This window comes from Citrobacter sp. Igbk 14 (assembly GCF_028069825.1).
Lineage (GTDB): Bacteria > Pseudomonadota > Gammaproteobacteria > Enterobacterales > Enterobacteriaceae > Citrobacter.
Genome location: NZ_JANEWM010000018.1, coordinates 37552 through 57986, shown reverse-complemented (window position 1 = coordinate 57986; position 20435 = coordinate 37552). Strand labels below are relative to the sequence as shown.

The window sequence follows — 20435 nt, the reverse complement described above, 5'->3', positions numbered from 1 at the left end:
CAGAGAAAGGAGAGAGCCATGAAACGGATGAGCGCTGAAGAAGCGGCAGAAATTATCCAACACGATGATATGGTGGCATTTAGCGGATTCACACCAGCAGGCTCACCAAAAGCATTGCCGACAGCGCTTGCCCGACGCGCCTGCGAACAGCATCAGGCCGGGCAGCCCTTTCAGATTCGCTTGCTGACTGGAGCGTCAATCGGCGCTGCCGCTGACGATGCATTATCAGAGGCAGATGCCGTTTCCTGGCGTGCGCCTTATCAAACCTCCTCCGGCCTGCGCGAGAAAATTAACCAGGGCCAGGTGAGATTTGTCGATCTCCATCTGAGTGAGGTTGCGCAGATGGTCAATTACGGCTTTTTTGGCGAGATCGATATTGCCGTTATTGAAGCTTCAGCCATCGCGCCAGATGGACGGATTTGGCTCACAAGCGGGATAGGCAATGCGCCAACCTGGCTGCTGCGGGCAAAAAAAGTGGTAATCGAACTGAACCACTACCATAACCCGCGCGTAGCAGAGCTTGCCGACATTGTTATTCCAGGCGCACCACCACGGCGGAACAGCGTGCCCATTTTTCATACCATGGATCGTGTCGGGACACAGTGCGTGCAGATAGACCCGAAAAAGGTCGTTGCGATAGTGGATACCGAACTGCCAGATGCCGGTAATGCGTCAGATAAAACCAACCCGGTCAGCCAACAAATAGCCGATAATGTGGTCACCTTTCTGCTGGCAGAAATGGCGCACAAGCGAATTCCACCTGAGTTTTTGCCCCTTCAGAGTGGCGTTGGCAATATCAATAACGCAGTGATGGCGCGACTGGGTGAGAACCCGGATATCCCGCCCTTTATGATGTATTCAGAGGTGTTGCAGGAATCGGTGGTGCATCTGCTGGAAACAGGGAAAGTAACCGGCGCCAGCGCCTCAAGCCTGACGATTTCCGCCCCATCGCTGCAGAAAATCTACGACAACATGGATTTCTTCACCAGCAGGATAGTGTTACGCCCGCAGGAGATCTCCAACAATCCGGAGATCATCCGTCGTCTGGGGGTTATTGCGCTTAATGTCGGCCTGGAGTTTGATATTTATGGTCATGCTAACTCCACGCATGTCGCGGGGGTCAATCTGATGAACGGTATTGGCGGCAGCGGCGATTTCGAACGTAACGCCTATCTGTCGATCTTTATGGCTCCGTCGATCGCCAAAGGCGGGAAAATATCCACTATTGTGCCGATGTGCAGCCATGTCGATCACAGCGAGCATAGTGTGAAAGTGATCATCACTGAACAGGGTATTGCCGATCTGCGCGGGTTATCTCCTCTGCAACGGGCACATACCATCATCGACAACTGTGCTCATCCCCTGTACCGGGACTACCTGCACCACTATCTGGAAAAAGCGCCCGGCGGGCATATTCATCACGATCTCAGTCATGCCTTTGATCTGCATCGCAATCTTATCGAGACCGGTTCCATGCTGGGTTAAGTTGCCGTACCGTCACGATCCTCAGCAATATGCTGCAGCATTGTGGCGGTGTAGCGATGGTTTTTCAGCGAATACAGAAACTCCTGCATATACATGGGACTGCCGGGCGCATCGAAATATTTCAGCGTCGACGGGTTCACCAGCCGCCAGGCGAAGTGAGGGATCACCGTCAAAAACTGCCCCCGCTCCACGGCGCTAATCTTGGCCATAAAGCTGTACGGGCGATAGATAATCGTCGGGTTGATCCCACAGGGATGCATGTAAGCATCCAGCATCGCCTCAAAGTTGGCGCGATTCTGGAAGCGCATCTGCAACCAGGGCAGCTCACGCAGCAAATCCTGTGGTTGTTTTTCTTCGTAACGCCGGGATACCAGAAACCCCAGGCGTAACGGCGGTAATTCACTTACTGCCAGATTATCCAGCTCTTGCACCCGGGGAGACACATGTTGCGGCGAGATAATAAAATCAAGTTGTCGGTCGAACAGATTATCAATCACCCCATTTTCACTAAACTCGACAGCCTGGGCGCTGATACCATCGTACTTATCGCCAAGGCTAATCAGCTGGTCAAAAATAATGGTTGGGTAGGTGTTGTCGATGCCGATGACGATTTCCCGCGAGCGACGAGAGGCATTATGGATTTCGTTATCAATAGCAGATAGCCGCTGATAGACGGGAAATAATTTCTGATACAGCTCCTGACCGGCTTTGTTCAGACTGATGTTGTTATCTTTACGGGTAAACAGCGTATAGCCGATTTGATCTTCCAGTGCAGCAATGCTTTTGCCAAACGGCGATGCGGTCATGTGTATTTTTTCTGCCGCTCTGGCGATGTTATTCGTTTGCGCCAGCAGAATAAAATTGCGCATCTTTTTCGAGATAAAAATATCCATAGTCACCTCATAAAATCACTACGGCATATCCTCATCAAGACAAAAAAAAGACTCGCGACGCGGTCGCATTTTTACAGTTGTTCACAGAAAAAACCCGGCGGATAAGCCGGGTCTGAAAAGATTACTGCGTTTTGGCAGGCGCTGCTGCTGGCTGACCCGCTGCGGGTTCGATTTGGAAGACCACATCAACCTGATCGTCAAACTGAATGACCGGCTGTTCGTAGGTTTCCTGAGCCGATGCAGCAGGTGCCGCGTCTGCCTTCATCATCCGTACCATTGGGCTCGGCTGATAATTGGAAACGTGGTAGCGCACACTGTACACCGGGCCAAGTTTGCTATTGAAGCCCGCAGCCAGCTGTTCAGCCTGATGAATGGCATCATCAATTGCGGCTTTACGCGCCTTGTCTTTGTAGGTATCTGGCTGAGCCACACCCAGCGATACCGAGCGGATCTCATTCAGACCCGCTTTCAGCGCGCCATCCAACAGGGCGTTCAGCTTATCCAACTGACGCAGCGTAACCTCAACAGTACGTACCGCACGGTAGCCTTTCAGTACGCTTTTACCATTCTGGTAGTCGTAGTCCGGCTGTGTACGCAGATTGGCGGCGCTAATATCTTTCTTCGCTATCTGGTTTTGCTCAAGGAAGGAAAGATACTGCGCCACACGCTCGTCGGCTTGCTTTTTCGCAGATGCTGCATCCTTCGCCGCTACGTTCACTTCAATTGCCAGAGTGGCAATATCAGGTGTCGCATCGACGCTTGCCGTTCCGGAAGTCACGATGTGCGGCCCATTGGGCAATTCGTTTGCCTGTACCGATAGTGCGCTGAATCCGACTAATGCCGCCAGGGCGATGACTTTGAACTTCACTGTCGTTCCTCCATGTTACATATACCCCTAAACTCAGGGCGCATGCAGGCAAGCTTAGCCGATCTCGCCACGTTGTCCATCAGACAACACTTAGTTGAACAGCGCATGAACGTGCGCAACACCTTCTTTTGCCAGCTGAAAAGCAATAAACCACATCACTAATCCTACCAGCGTGTTGATAATGCGCTGGGCTTTAGCAGTACGCAGACGCGGGGCCAGCCAGGCTGCCAGCAGTGCCAGACCAAAGAACCACAGGAACGACGCGCTGACGGTTCCCAGTGCAAACCAGCGCTTAGGTTCCACATCCAGTTGGCCGCCGAGGCTGCCCAGTACCACAAAAGTATCCAAATAGACATGTGGGTTTAGCCAGGTTACCGCTAGCATGGTGGCGATGATTTTCCAGCGGCCCTGCTTCATCACCTCGGCACTGGCCAGCTCCAGGTTGCTGCTCATCGCCGTTTTTAACGCACCAAAGCCATACCAGAGTAAAAACGCCACCCCGCCCCAGGTCACCAGCGCCATCAACCACGGCGACTGCATCAACAAGGCACTCCCCCCAAAGATACCGGCACAGATCAGCACTAAGTCGCTGATGGCGCAGAGTAAGGCAATCATAATGTGATACTGGCGACGAATCCCCTGATTCATCACAAAAGCGTTCTGCGGTCCAAGTGGAAGGATCATGGCTGCGCCAAGCGCAAGACCTTGAAAATAATAAGATATCACGTTTTTTATCCCGAGCTATTTCTCTTAAGCGCAGACTATAGCGCGGGAAAATCATTAGCGGAAATTGATAATATTAATCAGGGATAAGAGGAATTAATACCTAGGGAGAAAATGCCGGATGGCGGCTTGTGCCTGATCCGGCCTACAGTATAGAAATCTGAGTAGGCCGGATAAGCGAAGCGCCATCCGGCACCGTAGTACGGAAAAGATTACTCGGCCGCGCGCTCTTTCACGCGCTTAAAATTCACATCCATCTGCGGATATGGGAAGCTGATACCGTTGGCATCGAACTCACGTTTAATACGCTCCAGCACATCCCAGTAGACACTTTGCAGGTCGCCGCTGTTACTCCAGACGCGTACAACGAAATTAATCGAAGAAGCGCCCAGCTCATTCAGGCGCACCGTCATTTCTCGATCTTTCAGGATACGCTCGTCAGACTGGATAATATCGGTAAGGATTTTCTTCACCTGATCGATATCGGAATCGTAGGCTACACCGATAATAAATTCGTTACGGCGAACCGGTTCACGAGAGAAGTTAATGATGTTCCCGGCGATGATTTTGCCGTTTGGGATCACAACAATCTTGCCATCCACGGTACGCATGGTAGTGGAGAATATCTGCACGTTAAGCACGGTTCCGGCTACGCCGCCGAGGTCAACATACTCACTCGCACGGAACGGGCGGAACATCACCAGTAGTACGCCAGCGGCAAGGTTCGACAACGAACCTTGTAATGCCAGACCAACGGCTAAACCTGCCGCACCGAGAACGGCAATCACCGAAGCCGTCTGCACCCCAACGCGACCCAGAGCGGCAATCAGCGTGAACGCAATGATCCCATAGCGCACCAGCGCAGAGAGGAAGTCGGCTACGGTCGCATCAATCTTACGCGCCACCATCAGGCGGTTAACCGTGTTCGATACGATACGCGCCACAATCATACCGATAATAACAATGGCGATGGCCGCAACGATGTTGACGGCATAGCTCAACAGCAGTTCCTGGTTGCGGACCAGCCAGGTGCCCGCACCGTTTATGCTGTCGACAACATTCAAATCTTCCATTTACTATTCCTTTTTTGCTTACCCAAACGGGAGAAATAAAGCCACCCCACCGGGGCGGGCAACCTGACAAGGGTAAACAATAAACCCGAATTTTGCCAAACAGATCACAGAATTCTCTGTCAGCAGCACATTGAAATGGCAATAAAAAAGGCCCGCATTTGCGGGCCTCATGTCACGTAGAACGGCGTAAATTACAGAACGTCAACCGCGTTCAGTTCTTTGAAAGCCTGTTCCAGACGGGTGATCATGGTTGCCTGACCAGCACGCAGCCATACGCGCGGATCGTAGTATTTCTTGTTCGGCTGATCTTCGCCTTTCGGGTTGCCCAGCTGACCCTGCAGGTAAGCTTCGTTGGCTTTGTAGTAGTTCAGAACGCCTTCCCAGGTAGCCCATTGGGTATCGGTATCGATGTTCATTTTCACTACACCGTAGCTTACGGAGTCTTTGATTTCCTGAGCAGTAGAACCGGAACCGCCGTGGAACACGAAGTTCAGGCTGTTGTGCGGCAGGTTATGTTTCTTAGAAACATAGTCCTGAGAATCGCGCAGGATGGTCGGAGTCAGAACCACGTTGCCTGGCTTGTACACACCGTGTACGTTACCGAAGGAAGCAGCGATGGTGAAACGCGGGCTGATTTTGCTCAGCTCGGTGTACGCATAATCAACGTCTTCCGGCTGGGTGTACAGGGCAGAAGCGTCCATGTGGCTGTTGTCCACGCCGTCTTCTTCACCACCGGTGCAACCCAGTTCGATTTCCAGAGTCATGCCCATTTTGGACATACGCGCCAGATATTTGGAGCAGATTTCGATGTTCTCTTCCAGAGACTCTTCAGACAGGTCGATCATGTGAGAAGAGAACAGCGGTTTGCCCGTTGCAGCAAAGTGTTTTTCACCCGCGTCCAGCAGACCGTCGATCCACGGCAGCAGTTTCTTCGCGCAGTGGTCAGTGTGCAGGATAACCGGAACACCGTAGTGTTCAGCCATCTGGTGAACGTGATGTGCGCCAGAGATAGCACCCAGGATTGCAGCGCCCTGAGGAACGTCGGACTTCACGCCTTTACCCGCGATGAAAGAAGCACCACCGTTGGAGAACTGTACGATTACCGGCGCTTTAACTTTTGCAGCGGTTTCCAGAACGGCGTTAATGGAGTCGGTACCAACGCAGTTAACAGCTGGCAGAGCAAAGTTGTTTTCTTTAGCTACCTGGAAAACTTTCTGAACGTCGTCGCCAGTGATGACGCCCGGTTTTACGAAATCAAAAATTTTAGACATGTTACGTAGTCCTGTATCTGTATCTTCGACCGTTGAAGAAGGTTCGCGAGCGTTTAAGCGCGCTGAAAAACAGGCGGGTCACCCCGCCTGAACTGAATTACTTCTTAGCGCGCTCTTCGAGCATCGCTACTGCTGGCAGGACTTTGCCTTCCACGAATTCGAGGAATGCGCCGCCGCCAGTAGAGATGTAGGAGATTTTGTCAGCAATGCCGAACAGGTCGATTGCTGCCAGGGTGTCACCGCCGCCTGCGATAGAGAACGCTTCGCTGTCTGCAATGGCGTTAGCAACAATTTCAGTACCTTTGCGGAAGTTCGGGAATTCAAACACACCAACCGGGCCGTTCCACAGAATGGTTTTCGCATTTTTCAGGATGTCAGCCAGTTGCTGTGCAGAAGCATCGCCGATATCCAGAATCTGCTCGTCTTCTTTCACATCGCTAACGGATTTCAGCGTAGCCGGTGCAGTTTCAGAGAATTCAGTCGCTACGCGAACGTCAGTCGGAACCGGGATGTCACAAGTGGTCAGCAGACGCTTAGCTTCATCAACCAGGTCAGCTTCGTACAGAGATTTACCCACGTTGTGGCCTTGAGCGGCAACGAAGGTGTTCGCGATACCACCGCCTACGATCAGCTGGTCGGCGATTTTAGACAGGGAGTCCAGAACAGTCAGTTTGGTAGAAACTTTAGAGCCACCAACAATAGCCACCATCGGACGAGCCGGTTCTTTCAGTGCTTTACCCAGTGCATCCAGCTCAGCAGCCAGCAGCGGACCCGCACACGCTACATCAGCGAATTTACCGATACCGTGAGTGGAAGCCTGTGCACGGTGAGCCGTGCCGAAAGCGTCCATGACGAATACGTCGCACAGTGCAGCATATTTTTTGGACAGCGCTTCGTCGTCTTTCTTCTCGCCTTTGTTGAAGCGAACGTTTTCCAGAACAACCAGTTCACCGGCAGCGACTTCAACGCCGTCCAGGTAATCTTTTACCAGGCGAACCGGAGCAGACAGTTTGTCTTTCAGGTAGTTAACAACCGGCAGCAGAGAGAATTCTTCGTTGTACTCGCCTTCGGTAGGACGACCCAGGTGGGAAGTTACCATCACTTTTGCACCCTGCTTCAGTGCCAGCTCGATGGTTGGCAGAGAGGCACGAATACGCGCATCGCTGGTTACTTTCCCTTCTTTAACTGGTACGTTCAGATCCGCACGGATAAAAACACGTTTACCAGCAAGATCCAGATCGGTCATCTTAATTACAGACATGGTGAATCCTCTCGTTGATTCTTAAAGTTTTGCAAGCGCTCACGCGCCTTACCTGAAACCAATAGCAGCCATCGCTAACGTTGTGTCGAGCATACGGTTAGCAAAGCCCCATTCATTATCGCACCAGACCAGGGTCTTGATCAGGTGAGCGCCACTCACGCGCGTTTGCGTACCATCAACGATGGCACTGTGCGGGTCGTGGTTAAAATCTACAGAGACCAACGGTAATTCCGTATAGTCAACTATACCATGAAATGCACCTTGTGCTGCTTTTTGCAGCAACTGGTTGACTTCACTGGCTTTTACCGGTTTTTTCACCGTCACGCTTAAGTCGATCGCCGTCACATTAATGGTCGGTACACGTACCGCAATCGCTTCAAAACGATCGTTAAATTGCGGAAAAATTCGTGTGATACCTGCCGCCAGTTTGGTATCAACCGGGATGATCGACTGACTAGCCGCTCGCGTGCGGCGCAGGTCAGGATGATAAGCATCAATAACCTGCTGATCGTGCATAGCGGAGTGGATCGTCGTGACGGTACCAGACTCGATGCCGTAAGCATCATCCAGCAATTTAATGACGGGAATTATACAATTCGTGGTGCAGGAGGCGTTGGAGACGATCCGGTGCTCAGCGCGCAGTTGATCCTGGTTAACGCCAAACACAACGGTTGCGTCGATGTCGTGACTGCCAGGATGTGAAAAGAGCACTTTTTTAGCACCAGCGGCAATGTGCGCCTCGCCGTGTTCGCGGTTGCCGAAAACACCTGTGCAGTCCAGCACAACGTCGACGCCCAATTCACGCCACGGAAGCGCATCAAGGGTTCGTTCATGCAGAATGCGAATCGCGTCATCGCCAACGATGAGCTGGTCACGTTCCTGACGAACATCCCAGGCAAAACGCCCATGGCTGGTGTCATATTTCAACAAATGCGCCATGCCTGCGGCATCCGCCAGTTCGTTGATAGCCACCACGGTGATTTCCGCCCGACGCCCGGATTCATACAAAGCACGAACCACGTTACGTCCGATGCGACCGAAACCATTAATCGCTACGCGTACGGTCATAGGTCTCCTGCAAGGATTTCTCAGAAACGATGTGGCTGACAGAGTAATGCAGCAAACCGCTCAGGGAAACCTTACCTGTCGCAAACTGCGACTAATTGATTAATTGTCGAACATTTAATCGACTGAAACGCTTCAGCTAGAATAAGCGAAACAAGGAATAAAAGGAATGATTGTCCAGCAACAGAACACAATTATCTGACTTGCGTCACATTTTATCTGGAATATCTACGACGAATTTTTCAGTTAACAAGAATAGCGATGAAACACGGTATCCCCGCAGCATCGCTGCGGGGAAAAGAGATTAGAGAATCGTCAGAGTGGTCGTCACCGTATAACTGAGCGCCCACGAAGAGTGCCAGTCCTTCCCATCGAAGGTGATGACGCCATGATACTTCCCGGCAGGCAAGGCGGCATTATTACCATAGGACGGATCATAGGTTATCTTCGGGGCATTACCTGGATACTGACATCCCGATGCGCTGTTAAACTCAAACGCGGTACACTGATTCGTGACCTGCCCGCGGAAGGCGACCGTTTGAGAAACGCCGTTTTCATCCGTTAACTGCGCCGTCAGCTCCGAATATCCCCCATAATTCATCGACCATATCAACTCGGTCGGCCCTGTCGTGTTACCCGTGACAATGAATCCGAGATTTTTCAAATTGGCGATGGTTTCCCCTTTATAAGAACTGGGTTGCGCGCCATTAGCAATATTCCAGGACTCATCGATCGTCCCCATAAACATCACCGAGTTATCCGACAAGCTACTCCCGTTGGTGCTGGCAATAACCGTGGGTTTACCGAACTCGGACCCGGACAGCTTCACCGTCGCTTCGCCATCGTGGTTTGTCACGCTGGTTTGCGCCGACAGTGAGTTCATATCGGTACTCCATGCCACGACGGCCGCCTCAACCGGGTTTCCGTTCTCGTCCTGTATTGTCGCGGTATAGACCACCGGTTCAGTGTTTGCCGCCACATGATCGAGATTCGCCGCCAGTTTCACCACTTTGGCGGTTTTGGCATCGCCGATGAAATTCACGGCGTTGGCGCTATATTGCATCGCCGGTGACGCAATCGACGCGGTAACAATCGTCTCGCCGGATTTTATTGATGTTGCGCGGATCGTCGCCTCGCCGTTTTCTGCCGTCAGGCTACTCGTCGACGAGAAAGCGAGATAACTTTGATCTGCGCTCCAGTCTACCGTAAGGCCATTCAAAGCGTTGTCATTGGCATCAGAGACCACCGCGGTCCACGTCACCGCGCTAACGCCGTCGGCTACGGCTTCATTTTTATCCGCGGCGACCGTCGTAATTTTCGCCGTAGCGGCATTACCGATAACCTGCAACACCTTCGTGTGAGTATTTCCTTCCAGGGCCGCCGTCACCGTAATGTCGCCGGCTTTCAGACTCGAGAAGGTCGTCGTTGCCTGCCCATTTTCATCGGTTACCGCAGATGACGCCGTGAACGCGCTGTTAGCTTCACTGCTACTCCAATGGATGGTGACACCTGAAACCGCATGTTGATTCACGTCCACCACGGTGGCGGTCAATACCACGCTATCTTTATCAGCCACGATCGCCGTCTCTTTATCCGCTTCCAGCTGGGTTATCTCCGCGGTTGTTTTGTCCGCGGTAAAACTCAGATCCGATAGCGATTGTGAGCTCTCGTTGATGCTTGCCGTTACACGATAAGTATTGACCTCCGCCGAGGTAAGACGCGCCTGCGCCACCCCTTCGCTGTTTGTTTTGCTGCTTTGCGCTGAGAGCGTTCCGCTGACAGGCGTAACGGACCATGTGACGTCGGCATCAGGTAGCACATTGTCGTGCGCATCCATCACCGTGGCGCTTAATTGAATGGCGTCGGTATTATTCGCCAGCGCCGTCTGATTATTGCCAGATAACGCAACGATCTTCGCGGTCGCCGCATCGGCAATAAAGTTGACGCTTTCCGCCTGTTTTGCCGTACTTTCACTCGTCTGCGCGGTAATAACAACCGCTCCGGCCTTCAAAGAAGCGACGCTAATGGTCGATTTGCCATCTTCGCCAGCCAGGGTTTGACTCTCGCTTAAGGTGGCATCCTGACTATCGGCGGACCAATTAATCACGGCCCCCTGAACTGGGTTGCCCTGGAGATCGGTAATCGTCGCCTCGTAGATAATGGCGTCGCGACCATTGGCCGTCGCCTGTTGTTTATCGGATTGCAACACGCTCACCTTCTGCGTACTGGTGTCGGCGACAAAGGTGATCGCTTCGCTTTCTATTGCATTCCCGCCAGTAACCCCAGCCGATACCGTGACGGCCCCGATTTTCATCGATTTAAGCTGGAACGTCGCCTCTCCCTGATTGTTGGTGACGGAAGTTGCCGTTCCGGCAGTACTGCCGTTACTTTTGAACACCGTCCAGTTTACGGTTATGCCATCCAATGGATGGTTGTAGTTATCGAACACTTTCGCCGTTAGGGTGCTGGTATCCTCATTATTAGCGATGACCTGTGTTTTTTCTGGCTCAACGGAAACCACGCGGGCCGACGCGCTATCCGCAGTAAAGTTAAGCGTTTCAGACTGTAGGGATTCCGCTTGAGCGCGTTGAGCGGTAATAACGGTACTAATAACATCGACGCTGGTCACCGCGACCTGCGCCTGCCCCTGGTCGTTTGTCGTCGATTGTGCGACGGAAAGCTGCGCTTTACGGTTATCCGCGCTCCAGTTTATCGGCTCGTTTTGTACCGGCGCCCCTGACGAATCCAGTACGGTTGCCGTGAGCATCACCGCGGTACTACCATCCGCCAGTGCGCTCCCCGTAGATGCCTCAAGCGTGGAGAGTCGCGCCAATGTTTCTGTCTTTTCTTCAACAAGTTTCGCGCTCGCCAGCTTCACGGCACCGTCAATTAACGGTTGAATGGTGAGCGTATCAGGTATCGTCCCCGAGGTAAGCGAAGCGCTATACACGCCAGGAGAGATCTCGTCGAAATCAGCTAGCGTTGGTTTTTTCGCGTCAGGACGGGTTGTCGTGTCCGCTGCCGTTGAAATGAGCGTGGCACTCAAACGGGATGCCAGACCTGTGGCGTTTTCAGCGGTTTGCGTCTTAAGCGATATCGTGACCGTTGCGGTACTGGCCCCATCGGCCGGAATTGTCGTCGGCGATACGCTTGTGGATGACTGCAGCGTATTGATATCAATACCTTTGACGTTCACCGTCATTTCACTGGTATTAGAGGCGTTGCCATTTTTATCCCACGCCTGCCCTGTCAGCGTATAACTGTTAGATCCGCTGCTTTGCCAGGCGGGGAGTGTCAGAACGACCTGATCCGTAGCGGCGCCATGAGTAATTTTTCCGCCGCTATTGAGGAACGATGCAGCCTGCCAGTCAATATGATCCAGGGCATACTTGGTTTTCACCTTTGCCGTGACCGTTTGTTTAGATTGTTCTTCGCCTTCCAATTGCGGCGGCAGAGAAAGGGTGATCAAATCCTGTTTGCGGTATTCCAGAACAATATTATTGTTACGATCAACCAGATCTTTACGTCCCCCTACCAACGAGCGGCGTTGCGCAACCATCGCCGGGTCCAATTGCGCACGTAGCGGCACGCCTGGCGTCCAGCTCAGCGCGAAATTAATCTGAGTATCGTTTTCTCCGCTTTTGCCAAATTTTTGATTGACGCCCACCGTCACCAGAGGGACTGGGGTATAGTTCAAACCAAACGTCATGGCATGAGGGTTTTTCTGGCGGTCATTTTCATCATCGCCAAACAGGCCGACGCTGTCGCCATAATACTGTTCATAAATAATATTAGCCCCGAGCTGTGGGTACGCGGGGAGATATCCGGTCGCACGAATATCAAAACCATTAGCTACCCGCTCGTCATAATCCGTATAGCGGCGTGAAGACATCCAATCACTCAGGCGAAAATAGCCATTGGCGGAAAGTTTAATATAATCCCAGCCTAATTCCGCGCCAATGCCCAATCGCTGATGCTGATTACCGGAAAGTTGTCTATCATAAAAAACGTTCGAACCTACCATCCATGTTTCCGTAAAATAACGGTAGCCTAAGCCGGTATTCATAATGTTACGGTCATCATGGCGTCTCCCGCCTAATTGAGTAAACAGGAGATTATTTTTTTGGTCATATAACGGGAGTAATAGTTCCAGCTCCGAGTCATTTAATGTGAAATGCTCATCGGTGCTCACGCTCACTCTGGCCGTACCAAACTGATTTAACCACTGCTGCGCTTCGGCAGATGCCATACCTGTCGCCGTGGAGGTCAGCGAATTAACGACTGAATCCGCTGCATTTTCAGAGGCAAGCACCGTTCCGGCCTGAACAACCGTCTGCGCGATACGATCGTCCGCCTGCTCTGCGCTTTTAACTCGCGAGCTATTTTCCGCTTTTGCATTCGCGAAAGATATCGGTGATAGATATAAAAGAAATGAGGGAGGGAAGAGCTGCAATATTATCTGCAGCACAGCCAGAGCTTTACGCATTTTAACGTGCATATCTACATTCCATATAGAAAGGCCTAAAATGCGGAAGAATAGTTCTGAAAATTTACCCTGACAATCCACCACGCGGATGCCAGCAATATTGTTTTCTGCCTTAACGTGAAAACAATAAACGGAATAAATACATAATATAAAAAATGCCGGGAGCGGCGCTTACCCTGCGCCATTTCAATATAAATTATGAATAATTCTTAAGAAAAGCCTAAAATATTATTTTTTCTAAATCATCTTTTAGAAAAATTGATATGAATATAAAAAAAGGTCGCCGAAGCGACCCTTTTACGCTGTGTTTGCGATTACAGCAGTTCTTTTGCTTTCGCGACGACGTTGTCGACGGTAAAGCCGAACTCTTCAAACAGCAGCTCTGCCGGAGCAGATTCACCGAAGGTGGTCATCCCGACGATTGCGCCATTCAGGCCCACGTATTTAAACCAGTAGTCAGCGATACCGGCTTCAATTGCCACACGCGCAGAGACCGCTTTCGGCAGTACGGATTCGCGGTAAGCGGCATCCTGCTTGTCGAACGCGTCGGTAGACGGCATGGAGACCACGCGCGCTTTCACGCCTTCAGCGGTCAGTTTGTCCCATGCCGCCACCGCCAGCTCAACTTCAGAACCGGTCGCGATGAAGATCAGTTCCGGCTGACCAGCGCAATCTTTCAGCACATAGCCGCCGCGGGCGATGTTAGCCAACTGTTCTGCAGTACGTTCCTGCTGCGCCAGGTTCTGACGGGAGAGGATCAGCGCGGTCGGGCCGTCCTGACGCTCAACACCGTATTTCCACGCCACAGCGGATTCAACCTGGTCACACGGACGCCATGTGCTCATGTTCGGGGTCACGCGCAGAGAAGCGACCTGCTCTACCGGCTGGTGAGTCGGGCCATCTTCGCCCAGACCGATGGAGTCGTGGGTGTAGACCATGACCTGACGCTGTTTCATCAGCGCAGCCATACGCACCGCGTTACGGGCATATTCCACGAACATCAGGAAGGTGGAGGTGTACGGCAGGAAACCACCGTGCAAAGAGATACCGTTGGCGATAGCGGTCATACCGAATTCACGTACACCGTAATGGATGTAGTTACCGGCAGCATCTTCGTTAATCGCTTTAGAGCCAGACCAGATAGTCAGGTTTGATGGCGCCAGGTCGGCAGAGCCACCAAGGAATTCAGGCAGCAACGGACCAAACGCTTCAATCGCGTTCTGGGATGCTTTACGGCTGGCGATTTTGGACGGGTTCGCCTGCAGTTTAGCAATGAATTCGTTCGCTTTTGCGTCGAAATCAGACGGCATTTCGCCTTTCATACGACGGGTGAATTCAGCGGCTTCCTGCGGGAAGGCTTTTGCATAAGCAGCGAACTTCTCGTTCCATGCTGCTTCTTTCGCCTGACCGGCTTCTTTCGCATCCCACTGCGCGTAAATATCAGACGGGATTTCAAACGGCGCGTATTTCCAGCCAAGCTGTTCGCGGGTCAGCGCGATCTCAGCATCGCCCAGCGGCGCACCGTGAGAGTCATGGGTGCCAGCTTTGTTCGGGGAACCGAAACCGATGATGGTTTTGCACATCAGCAGGGACGGTTTATCGGTGACCGCACGGGCTTCTTCAACGGCGCGCTTAATCGCGTCAGCATCGTGACCATCAACGCCACGAACCACATGCCAGCCGTAAGCTTCAAAACGCTTCGCGGTGTCATCGGTGAACCAGCCTTCAACGTGACCATCGATGGAGATACCGTTGTCATCGTAGAACGCCACCAGTTTGCCCAGCTTCAGCGTACCAGCCAGGGAGCATACCTCGTGAGAGATACCTTCCATCATGCAGCCGTCACCCATGAAAGCGTAGGTGAAGTGGTCAACGATGTCGTGACCTGGACGGTTAAACTGCGCCGCCAGTGTTTTTTCAGCAATAGCCATACCCACTGCATTCGCAATACCCTGACCCAAAGGACCTGTCGTGGTTTCCACACCTGCGGTGTAACCCACTTCCGGGTGACCCGGAGTTTTGGAGTGCAGCTGACGGAAGTTCTGCAGCTCGGACATCGGCAGGTCATAGCCGGTGAGGTGCAGCAGGCTATAAATCAGCATGGAGCCGTGGCCGTTTGACAGCACAAAGCGGTCACGGTCAGCCCAGGACGGGTTAGTCGGGTTGTGGTTCAGGAAATCACGCCACAGGACTTCGGCAATGTCAGCCATACCCATCGGGGCACCCGGGTGACCGGATTTGGCTTTCTGTACTGCGTCCATGCTCAGCGCACGAATAGCATTGGCAAGCTCTTTACGTGAGGACATTTTGACTCCAGATCGGATAATGAAGGCCGTGCCCTTAACGACTTGACGACAGAGCGTTTTGGGCTACGCCGGAAAAAAGTGCCAACAATGTAACCCAAGCCGCGTGTCATGTACATGGAGCATCCTTTTACTGTTTCAGAAATCTCTGGATCATGCGCGCATGTTGCGCAATCTACTCGCCCGCTTATTGTTCTTTTCTTTATACTTAGACTGAGCGTCGGTTTACCTGCAAACGACGCAATTTTTAGAATAATCCTGACTTTGTGCGGAAGAGAAAACATGAAAATTCGCGCTTTACTGCTTGCTATGAGCATGGCGACGGCATTGACCGGTTGCCAGAATATGGACTCCAATGGACTGCTTTCTTCTGGCGCAGAGGCGTTTCAGGCCTACAGCCTGAGCGATGCTCAGGTAAAAGCGCTCAGCGATCAGGCCTGTAAGGATATGGACAGCAAAGCTACCATAGCCCCAACTGGCAGCGAATATGCGACGCGTCTTAGCAAAATCGCCACTGCACTTGGCGACAGCATTAACGGTCAGCCAGTGAACTACAAAGTCTATATGGCGAAAGATGTGAATGCCTTTGCCATGGCAAACGGCTGTATCCGCGTGTACAGCGGCCTGATGGATATGATGACGGATAACGAAGTTGAAGCAGTCATCGGCCACGAAATGGGCCACGTTGCGCTGGGTCACGTGAAAAAAGGTATGCAGGTTGCGCTAGGCACCAACGCCGTGCGTGCTGCAGCGGCATCTGCGGGCGGCATCGTCGGCAGCCTGTCGCAATCACAACTGGGCGATCTTGGTGAGAAACTGGTGAATTCACAGTTCTCTCAACGCCAGGAATCCGAAGCAGATGATTACTCGTATGATTTGTTGCGCAAGCGCGGCATCAACCCGGCGGGTTTAGCCACCAGCTTTGAGAAACTGGCAAAACTGGAGGCAGGACGTCAAAGCTCAATGTTTGACGATCACCCGGCATCCGCAGAACGTGCGCAGCATATTCGCGATCGCATGAGCGCGGACGGAATTAAGTAATCTTCAAACAGTGCCGGATGGCGGCGTGAATGCCTTATCCGGCCTACAGATTTCATCCCATTATCGGACGTAATTGGCGAAGTCAGTTTGGGCCCGGCCAGCGCACAGCCACCGGAGCGTACACGTAGTACGTGAGGATGGCGAGCACTGCCCGGACCCAAAATGACGAGTAAAATAGTCCGACTATTATTCGCCTTTCTTCGCCGCCTGAATATACAGCATTTCCAGCGCTAACGTTGCCGCGGCCAGCGCGGTGATCTCTGACTGATCGTAAGCAGGCGCGACTTCTACAACGTCCATGCCGACGATGTTCAGATCTTTCATACCACGTACCAGTTTGATTGCACGATCGGAGGTCAGGCCGCCGATCACTGGCGTACCGGTACCTGGTGCAAACGCAGGATCCAGGCAGTCGATATCAAAAGTCAGGTATACCGGCATATCGCCAACTACCTGCTTAACCTGCGCAATGATGTCATCCACACTGCGATCGTTCACCTGGCAGGCATCCAGTACGGTAAAGCCGTTGTCTTTATCAAATTCAGTACGAATGCCAATCTGCACAGAGTGATTTGGATCGATCAGACCTTCGTTCGGCGCAGTGTAGAACATCGTACCATGGTCAAATTCACAGCCGTTGGCGTAGGTGTCGGTATGCGCATCAAAGTGCACCAGCGCCATTTTGCCAAAGTGCTTCGCGTGAGCGCGCAGCAGCGGTAGCGTGACGAAGTGGTCACCACCAAAAGAGAGCATGCGCTTACCAGCAGAAAGCAGCTTCTCAGCATGCGCCTGCAGCTTTTCACTCATTTCACGGGCATCGCCAAACGCGTAAACCAGATCGCCGCAGTCCACGACGTTCAAACGTTCGCGCATATCGAAATTCCACGGGAAACGGTTGTGTTCCCAGGCCAGGTTAGTGGAAACCTGACGGATCGCCGCCGGACCATGACGCCCGCCCGCACGACCAGATGTTGCCATATCAAATGGTACGCCGGTGATTACCCAGTCGGCATCACTGTCGTATGGCATGAAGTTCATCGGCAGACGCAAAAAACCAAAGGCGTTAGAAACCAGGGAGTTGTCGTATTGATGACCTAAGGTGCTCATGTACTGACCTCTTATAAAATCGGTGAAAAAAAATCCCCTCCGCGTCGTTAAGCCCGACGAGGAAGGGATTGATTTACGTGACTACTTGTATGGGCGAATTATCGCCGTTAATTTGTACAGATTCAAGTGAGCGCCGTAAATGCCGCCCTCTCTGAATCTGACTGCCGGATGGCGATTTCGCCTTATCCGGCCTACTTTCGTAGCTCCGGTAAGCGCAACACCACTGAGCATTTACCGTTACTCGTCTTCGAGATAGGTATATCCGTACAGCCCTGCTTCGAACTCTTCGAGGAACTGCTGCTGCAACTCCGCATCCAGATCGGTGTTTTTCACCTGATCACGGAACTGCGTCAGCAGAGTATTCGGGTCCAACTGCACATACTGCAGCATGTCTGCCACAGTATCGCCCTCGTCAGACAACTCAACTTCGACACTGCCATCAGGGAAGACAAACACGTCAACCGCTTCGGTATCACCGAACAGGTTGTGCATGTTACCGAGGATCTCCTGATAAGCCCCCACCATAAAGAAGCCCAGCATCGGCGGGTTCTCCGGATCGTACTCCGGCATCGGCATGGTGGTGGCAATTCCGTCGCCGTCAACGTAATGGTCGATAGCACCATCGGAATCACAGGTAATGTCCAGCAGAACCGCCCGGCGCTCAGGGGCCTGGTTCAACCCTTCCAGCGGCATCACCGGGAACAACTGATCGATACCCCACGCATCCGGCATCGACTGGAACAGAGAGAAGTTGACGTAAATCTTATCCGCCATACGCTCCTGCAGCTCGTCGATAATCGGACGATGCGCGCGGTTGCTCGGGTCGAGTTGTTTCTGTACTTCGTGACACATATTCAGATAGAGCTGTTCAGCCCATGCGCGTTCCTGCAGGCTAAAAGTGCCTGAAGAGTAGCCGACGTGAATATCGTGCAAGTCCATCTGGCTATCGTGCAACCATTCACGTAACGAGCGACGGGTACCCGGCTCGTGCATCTCCTGCCACGTTTCCCACATACTTTGCAGGGCGCGCGGAGCATCTTCAGCCGGCGGTGTGGCTTCGGTGTGTTCGCTACGTTCAACGCCGATAATGTTCGACACCAGTACGGTATGGTGTGCAGTAACAGCACGTCCAGATTCGGTGATCACCGTCGGGTGCGGCAAGCCATGTTCTTCACAGGCATCGCCAATCGCCCAGATAATGTTGTTGGCGTATTCGTTCAGCCCGTAGTTCACAGAGCAGTCGGACTGCGAGCGGGTCCCTTCATAGTCCACGCCCAGACCACCACCCACATCGAAGCACTGGATATTTACGCCCAGTTTATGCAGTTCAACGTAGAAACGGGCTGATTCACGTACGCCGGTAGCGATATCGCGAATGTTCGCCATCTGCGAACCAAGGTGGAAATGCAGCAGTTGAATGCTATCCAGACGACCGCGCTCACGCAGAATTTCCACCAGTTGCAGCACCTGGTTTGCCGCCAGGCCAAACTTGGATTTCTCGCCGCCGGAAGACTGCCATTTACCGGACCCCTGGGAGGCCAGACGTGCACGAACACCGAGGCGTGGCACGACGTTCAGGCGCTCGGCTTCTTCCAGCACGATGGCGATTTCAGACATCTTCTCGATAACCAGATAGACCTTGTGGCCCATCTTCTCACCGACCAGCGCCAGGCGAATGTATTCGCGGTCTTTATAGCCGTTACAGACAATCACGCTACGGGTCATACCCGCGTGCGCCAGTACCGCCATCAGTTCCGCTTTCGAACCCGCTTCCAGACCTAACGGTTCGCCAGAGTGGATCAGCGATTCAATAACACGGCGATGCTGGTTAACTTTGATCGGGTAAACCAGGAAGTAGTCGCCGTTGTAGCCGTATGATTCACGTGCACGTTTGAACGCCGCGTTAATCGAGCGCAGACGATGCTGCAGGATCTGCGGGAAGCAAAACAGCGCAGGCAGACGTTGCCCCTGTGCTTCACGGGCTTTTACCAGTTCGGCGAGATCGACACGCGCTTCTGGGACGTCAGGGTCCGGGCACACGCTAATGTGGCCTAATTCATTGACGTCGTAATAATTATTACCCCACCAGGCAATATTGTATGTACGCAGCATCTTGCTGGCTTCCTGGGAACTCATTGCAACCTCCTGCATGGAGCGTAGTACACCCTGTCCGCCCGCTGACGAAGGCGAACCCATGAAAATGTCGTCAGACATAGCGAACCTCAGATTTTATTAACAAGTGTAAAACAGTTGACTACTATCGCAATCCGAAGAGGCGATAACAACCCATAAACAGGCAGATTTTCCAGCAGATAGTGCTGACGCTCCGACTGTGCGACCGGTTTCTTTTTCATATCATTGTAAACACGTAACCGAACTTAATGCTGACGGTTCGGCGAAACCACGAGAAAACTCTTGTTTACCAAGAGCGCCCTTGTTCAGTCCTTAGTGACCGTAGCCGGCCCTGGAGTCCTGAGAAGCGCCGAGATGGGTATAACATCGGCAGGTATGCAAGATGCAGATTGCGGGGGACATATGTACACCAGAACGGTGTGACAGATTCAGCAGAATACAACGGTTCATTATCTCGTATCACCTCCACGGCTGCTCCTGACGGAACGAACCCACAAGCCAAAGCTAAAGTTTTAGCCCGGCTGGAAGTGGCAACACGATGAAAACGTCGTGTGCTTTTGTCTATCCTAAATAATTCGAGTTGCTGGAAGGCGGCAACGCAGGGAGTCCCCGGGAGCTTACATGAGTAAGTGACTGGGGCGAGCGAGTACTGCCAACGCACATGCAACTTGAAGTATGACGGATATGAGCCGCGCGCCGCGTTTTATACCGATAAGAAGGTCAAAA

15 protein-coding genes are annotated in these 20435 nt (G+C 52.5%); 2 read left to right on the top strand and 13 right to left on the bottom strand.

Going from position 1 to position 20435, the window contains the following annotated elements:
* The first annotated feature begins 18 nt into the window (after positions 1–18).
* On the top strand, positions 19–1485 hold the full coding sequence (locus NNN64_RS09440) for an acetyl-CoA hydrolase/transferase family protein (protein WP_271441210.1): 1467 nt from the start codon (positions 19–21) through the stop codon (positions 1483–1485).
* Here the strand turns inward: NNN64_RS09440 and srsR are convergent.
* The 9 genes from srsR to tkt all read right to left on the bottom strand — a co-directional run bounded on the left by srsR (position 1482) and on the right by tkt (position 15431).
* The gene (gene srsR, locus NNN64_RS09435; RefSeq protein ID WP_271441209.1) at positions 1482–2378 is read right to left on the bottom strand and encodes a LysR family transcriptional regulator SrsR; all 897 of its coding nucleotides are present in this window, start codon (positions 2376–2378) and stop codon (positions 1482–1484) included. The genes NNN64_RS09440 and srsR overlap by 4 nt on opposite strands.
* 121 nt (positions 2379–2499) lie before the next feature.
* A complete protein-coding gene (locus tag NNN64_RS09430) occupies positions 2500–3246 on the bottom strand; it encodes an oxidative stress defense protein (protein ID WP_271441208.1) in 747 nt (248 codons plus the stop codon).
* A gap of 90 nt (positions 3247–3336) precedes the next feature.
* Positions 3337–3972: an arginine exporter ArgO gene (argO, locus tag NNN64_RS09425; RefSeq protein ID WP_032940461.1), complete on the bottom strand. Its 636-nt coding sequence runs from the start codon at positions 3970–3972 to the stop codon at positions 3337–3339.
* A gap of 209 nt (positions 3973–4181) precedes the next feature.
* Entirely contained in the window at positions 4182–5042 is an 861-nt protein-coding gene (locus tag NNN64_RS09420; protein WP_137382635.1) for a small-conductance mechanosensitive channel MscS, read from the bottom strand.
* 191 nt (positions 5043–5233) lie between these two features.
* A complete protein-coding gene (gene fbaA / locus NNN64_RS09415; RefSeq protein WP_003027029.1) occupies positions 5234–6313 on the bottom strand; it encodes a class II fructose-bisphosphate aldolase in 1080 nt (359 codons plus the stop codon).
* A gap of 97 nt (positions 6314–6410) precedes the next feature.
* A complete protein-coding gene (gene pgk / locus NNN64_RS09410; protein WP_003027032.1) occupies positions 6411–7574 on the bottom strand; it encodes a phosphoglycerate kinase in 1164 nt (387 codons plus the stop codon).
* Between the two features lie 48 nt (positions 7575–7622).
* A complete protein-coding gene (gene epd / locus NNN64_RS09405; RefSeq protein ID WP_271441207.1) occupies positions 7623–8642 on the bottom strand; it encodes an erythrose-4-phosphate dehydrogenase in 1020 nt (339 codons plus the stop codon).
* A 301-nt stretch (positions 8643–8943) separates the two neighbouring features.
* The gene (locus NNN64_RS09400) at positions 8944–13137 is read right to left on the bottom strand and encodes an Ig-like domain-containing protein (protein ID WP_271441206.1); all 4194 of its coding nucleotides are present in this window, start codon (positions 13135–13137) and stop codon (positions 8944–8946) included.
* Positions 13138–13439: 302 nt separating this feature from the next.
* A complete protein-coding gene (tkt, locus tag NNN64_RS09395) occupies positions 13440–15431 on the bottom strand; it encodes a transketolase (protein WP_271441205.1) in 1992 nt (663 codons plus the stop codon).
* A gap of 279 nt (positions 15432–15710) precedes the next feature.
* Here tkt and NNN64_RS09390 point away from each other — a divergent pair, with 279 nt between their 5' ends.
* The gene (locus NNN64_RS09390) at positions 15711–16469 is read left to right on the top strand and encodes a M48 family metallopeptidase (RefSeq protein ID WP_271441204.1); all 759 of its coding nucleotides are present in this window, start codon (positions 15711–15713) and stop codon (positions 16467–16469) included.
* A 186-nt stretch (positions 16470–16655) separates the two neighbouring features.
* Here NNN64_RS09390 and speB read toward each other — a convergent pair whose 3' ends face one another.
* From speB to NNN64_RS09370, 4 genes are all read right to left on the bottom strand, one after another.
* Positions 16656–17576 carry an agmatinase gene (speB, locus tag NNN64_RS09385; RefSeq protein WP_271441203.1) on the bottom strand — a complete coding sequence of 307 codons (921 nt, stop codon included), beginning with the start codon at positions 17574–17576 and terminating at the stop codon, positions 16656–16658.
* Positions 17577–17813: 237 nt separating this feature from the next.
* On the bottom strand, positions 17814–19790 hold the full coding sequence (gene speA / locus NNN64_RS09380; protein WP_137382625.1) for a biosynthetic arginine decarboxylase: 1977 nt from the start codon (positions 19788–19790) through the stop codon (positions 17814–17816).
* An 8-nt stretch (positions 19791–19798) separates the two neighbouring features.
* Positions 19799–19930 (bottom strand): acid stress response protein YqgB, encoded by a 132-nt coding sequence (gene yqgB, locus NNN64_RS09375; RefSeq protein ID WP_137382624.1) that lies wholly within the window; start codon positions 19928–19930, stop codon positions 19799–19801.
* 91 nt (positions 19931–20021) lie between these two features.
* The gene (locus NNN64_RS09370) at positions 20022–20159 is read right to left on the bottom strand and encodes a hypothetical protein (RefSeq protein ID WP_271441202.1); all 138 of its coding nucleotides are present in this window, start codon (positions 20157–20159) and stop codon (positions 20022–20024) included.
* Positions 20160–20435 lie beyond the last annotated feature (276 nt).

Bases quoted from the DNA above. Each gene is read 5' to 3' on its own strand.
- NNN64_RS09440 (WP_271441210.1), top strand. From the start codon at position 19: ATGAAACGGATGAGCGCTGAAGAAGCGGCAGAAATTATCCAACACGAT.
- srsR (WP_271441209.1), bottom strand. From the start codon at position 2,378: ATGGATATTTTTATCTCGAAAAAGATGCGCAATTTTATTCTGCTGGCG.
- NNN64_RS09420 (WP_137382635.1), bottom strand. From the start codon at position 5,042: ATGGAAGATTTGAATGTTGTCGACAGCATAAACGGTGCGGGCACCTGG.
- fbaA (WP_003027029.1), bottom strand. From the start codon at position 6,313: ATGTCTAAAATTTTTGATTTCGTAAAACCGGGCGTCATCACTGGCGAC.
- pgk (WP_003027032.1), bottom strand. From the start codon at position 7,574: ATGTCTGTAATTAAGATGACCGATCTGGATCTTGCTGGTAAACGTGTT.
- epd (WP_271441207.1), bottom strand. From the start codon at position 8,642: ATGACCGTACGCGTAGCGATTAATGGTTTCGGTCGCATCGGACGTAAC.
- NNN64_RS09400 (WP_271441206.1), bottom strand. From the start codon at position 13,137: ATGCACGTTAAAATGCGTAAAGCTCTGGCTGTGCTGCAGATAATATTG.
- tkt (WP_271441205.1), bottom strand. From the start codon at position 15,431: ATGTCCTCACGTAAAGAGCTTGCCAATGCTATTCGTGCGCTGAGCATG.
- NNN64_RS09390 (WP_271441204.1), top strand. From the start codon at position 15,711: ATGAAAATTCGCGCTTTACTGCTTGCTATGAGCATGGCGACGGCATTG.
- speB (WP_271441203.1), bottom strand. From the start codon at position 17,576: ATGAGCACCTTAGGTCATCAATACGACAACTCCCTGGTTTCTAACGCC.
- speA (WP_137382625.1), bottom strand. From the start codon at position 19,790: ATGTCTGACGACATTTTCATGGGTTCGCCTTCGTCAGCGGGCGGACAG.
- yqgB (WP_137382624.1), bottom strand. From the start codon at position 19,930: ATGAAAAAGAAACCGGTCGCACAGTCGGAGCGTCAGCACTATCTGCTG.
- NNN64_RS09370 (WP_271441202.1), bottom strand. From the start codon at position 20,159: ATGAACCGTTGTATTCTGCTGAATCTGTCACACCGTTCTGGTGTACAT.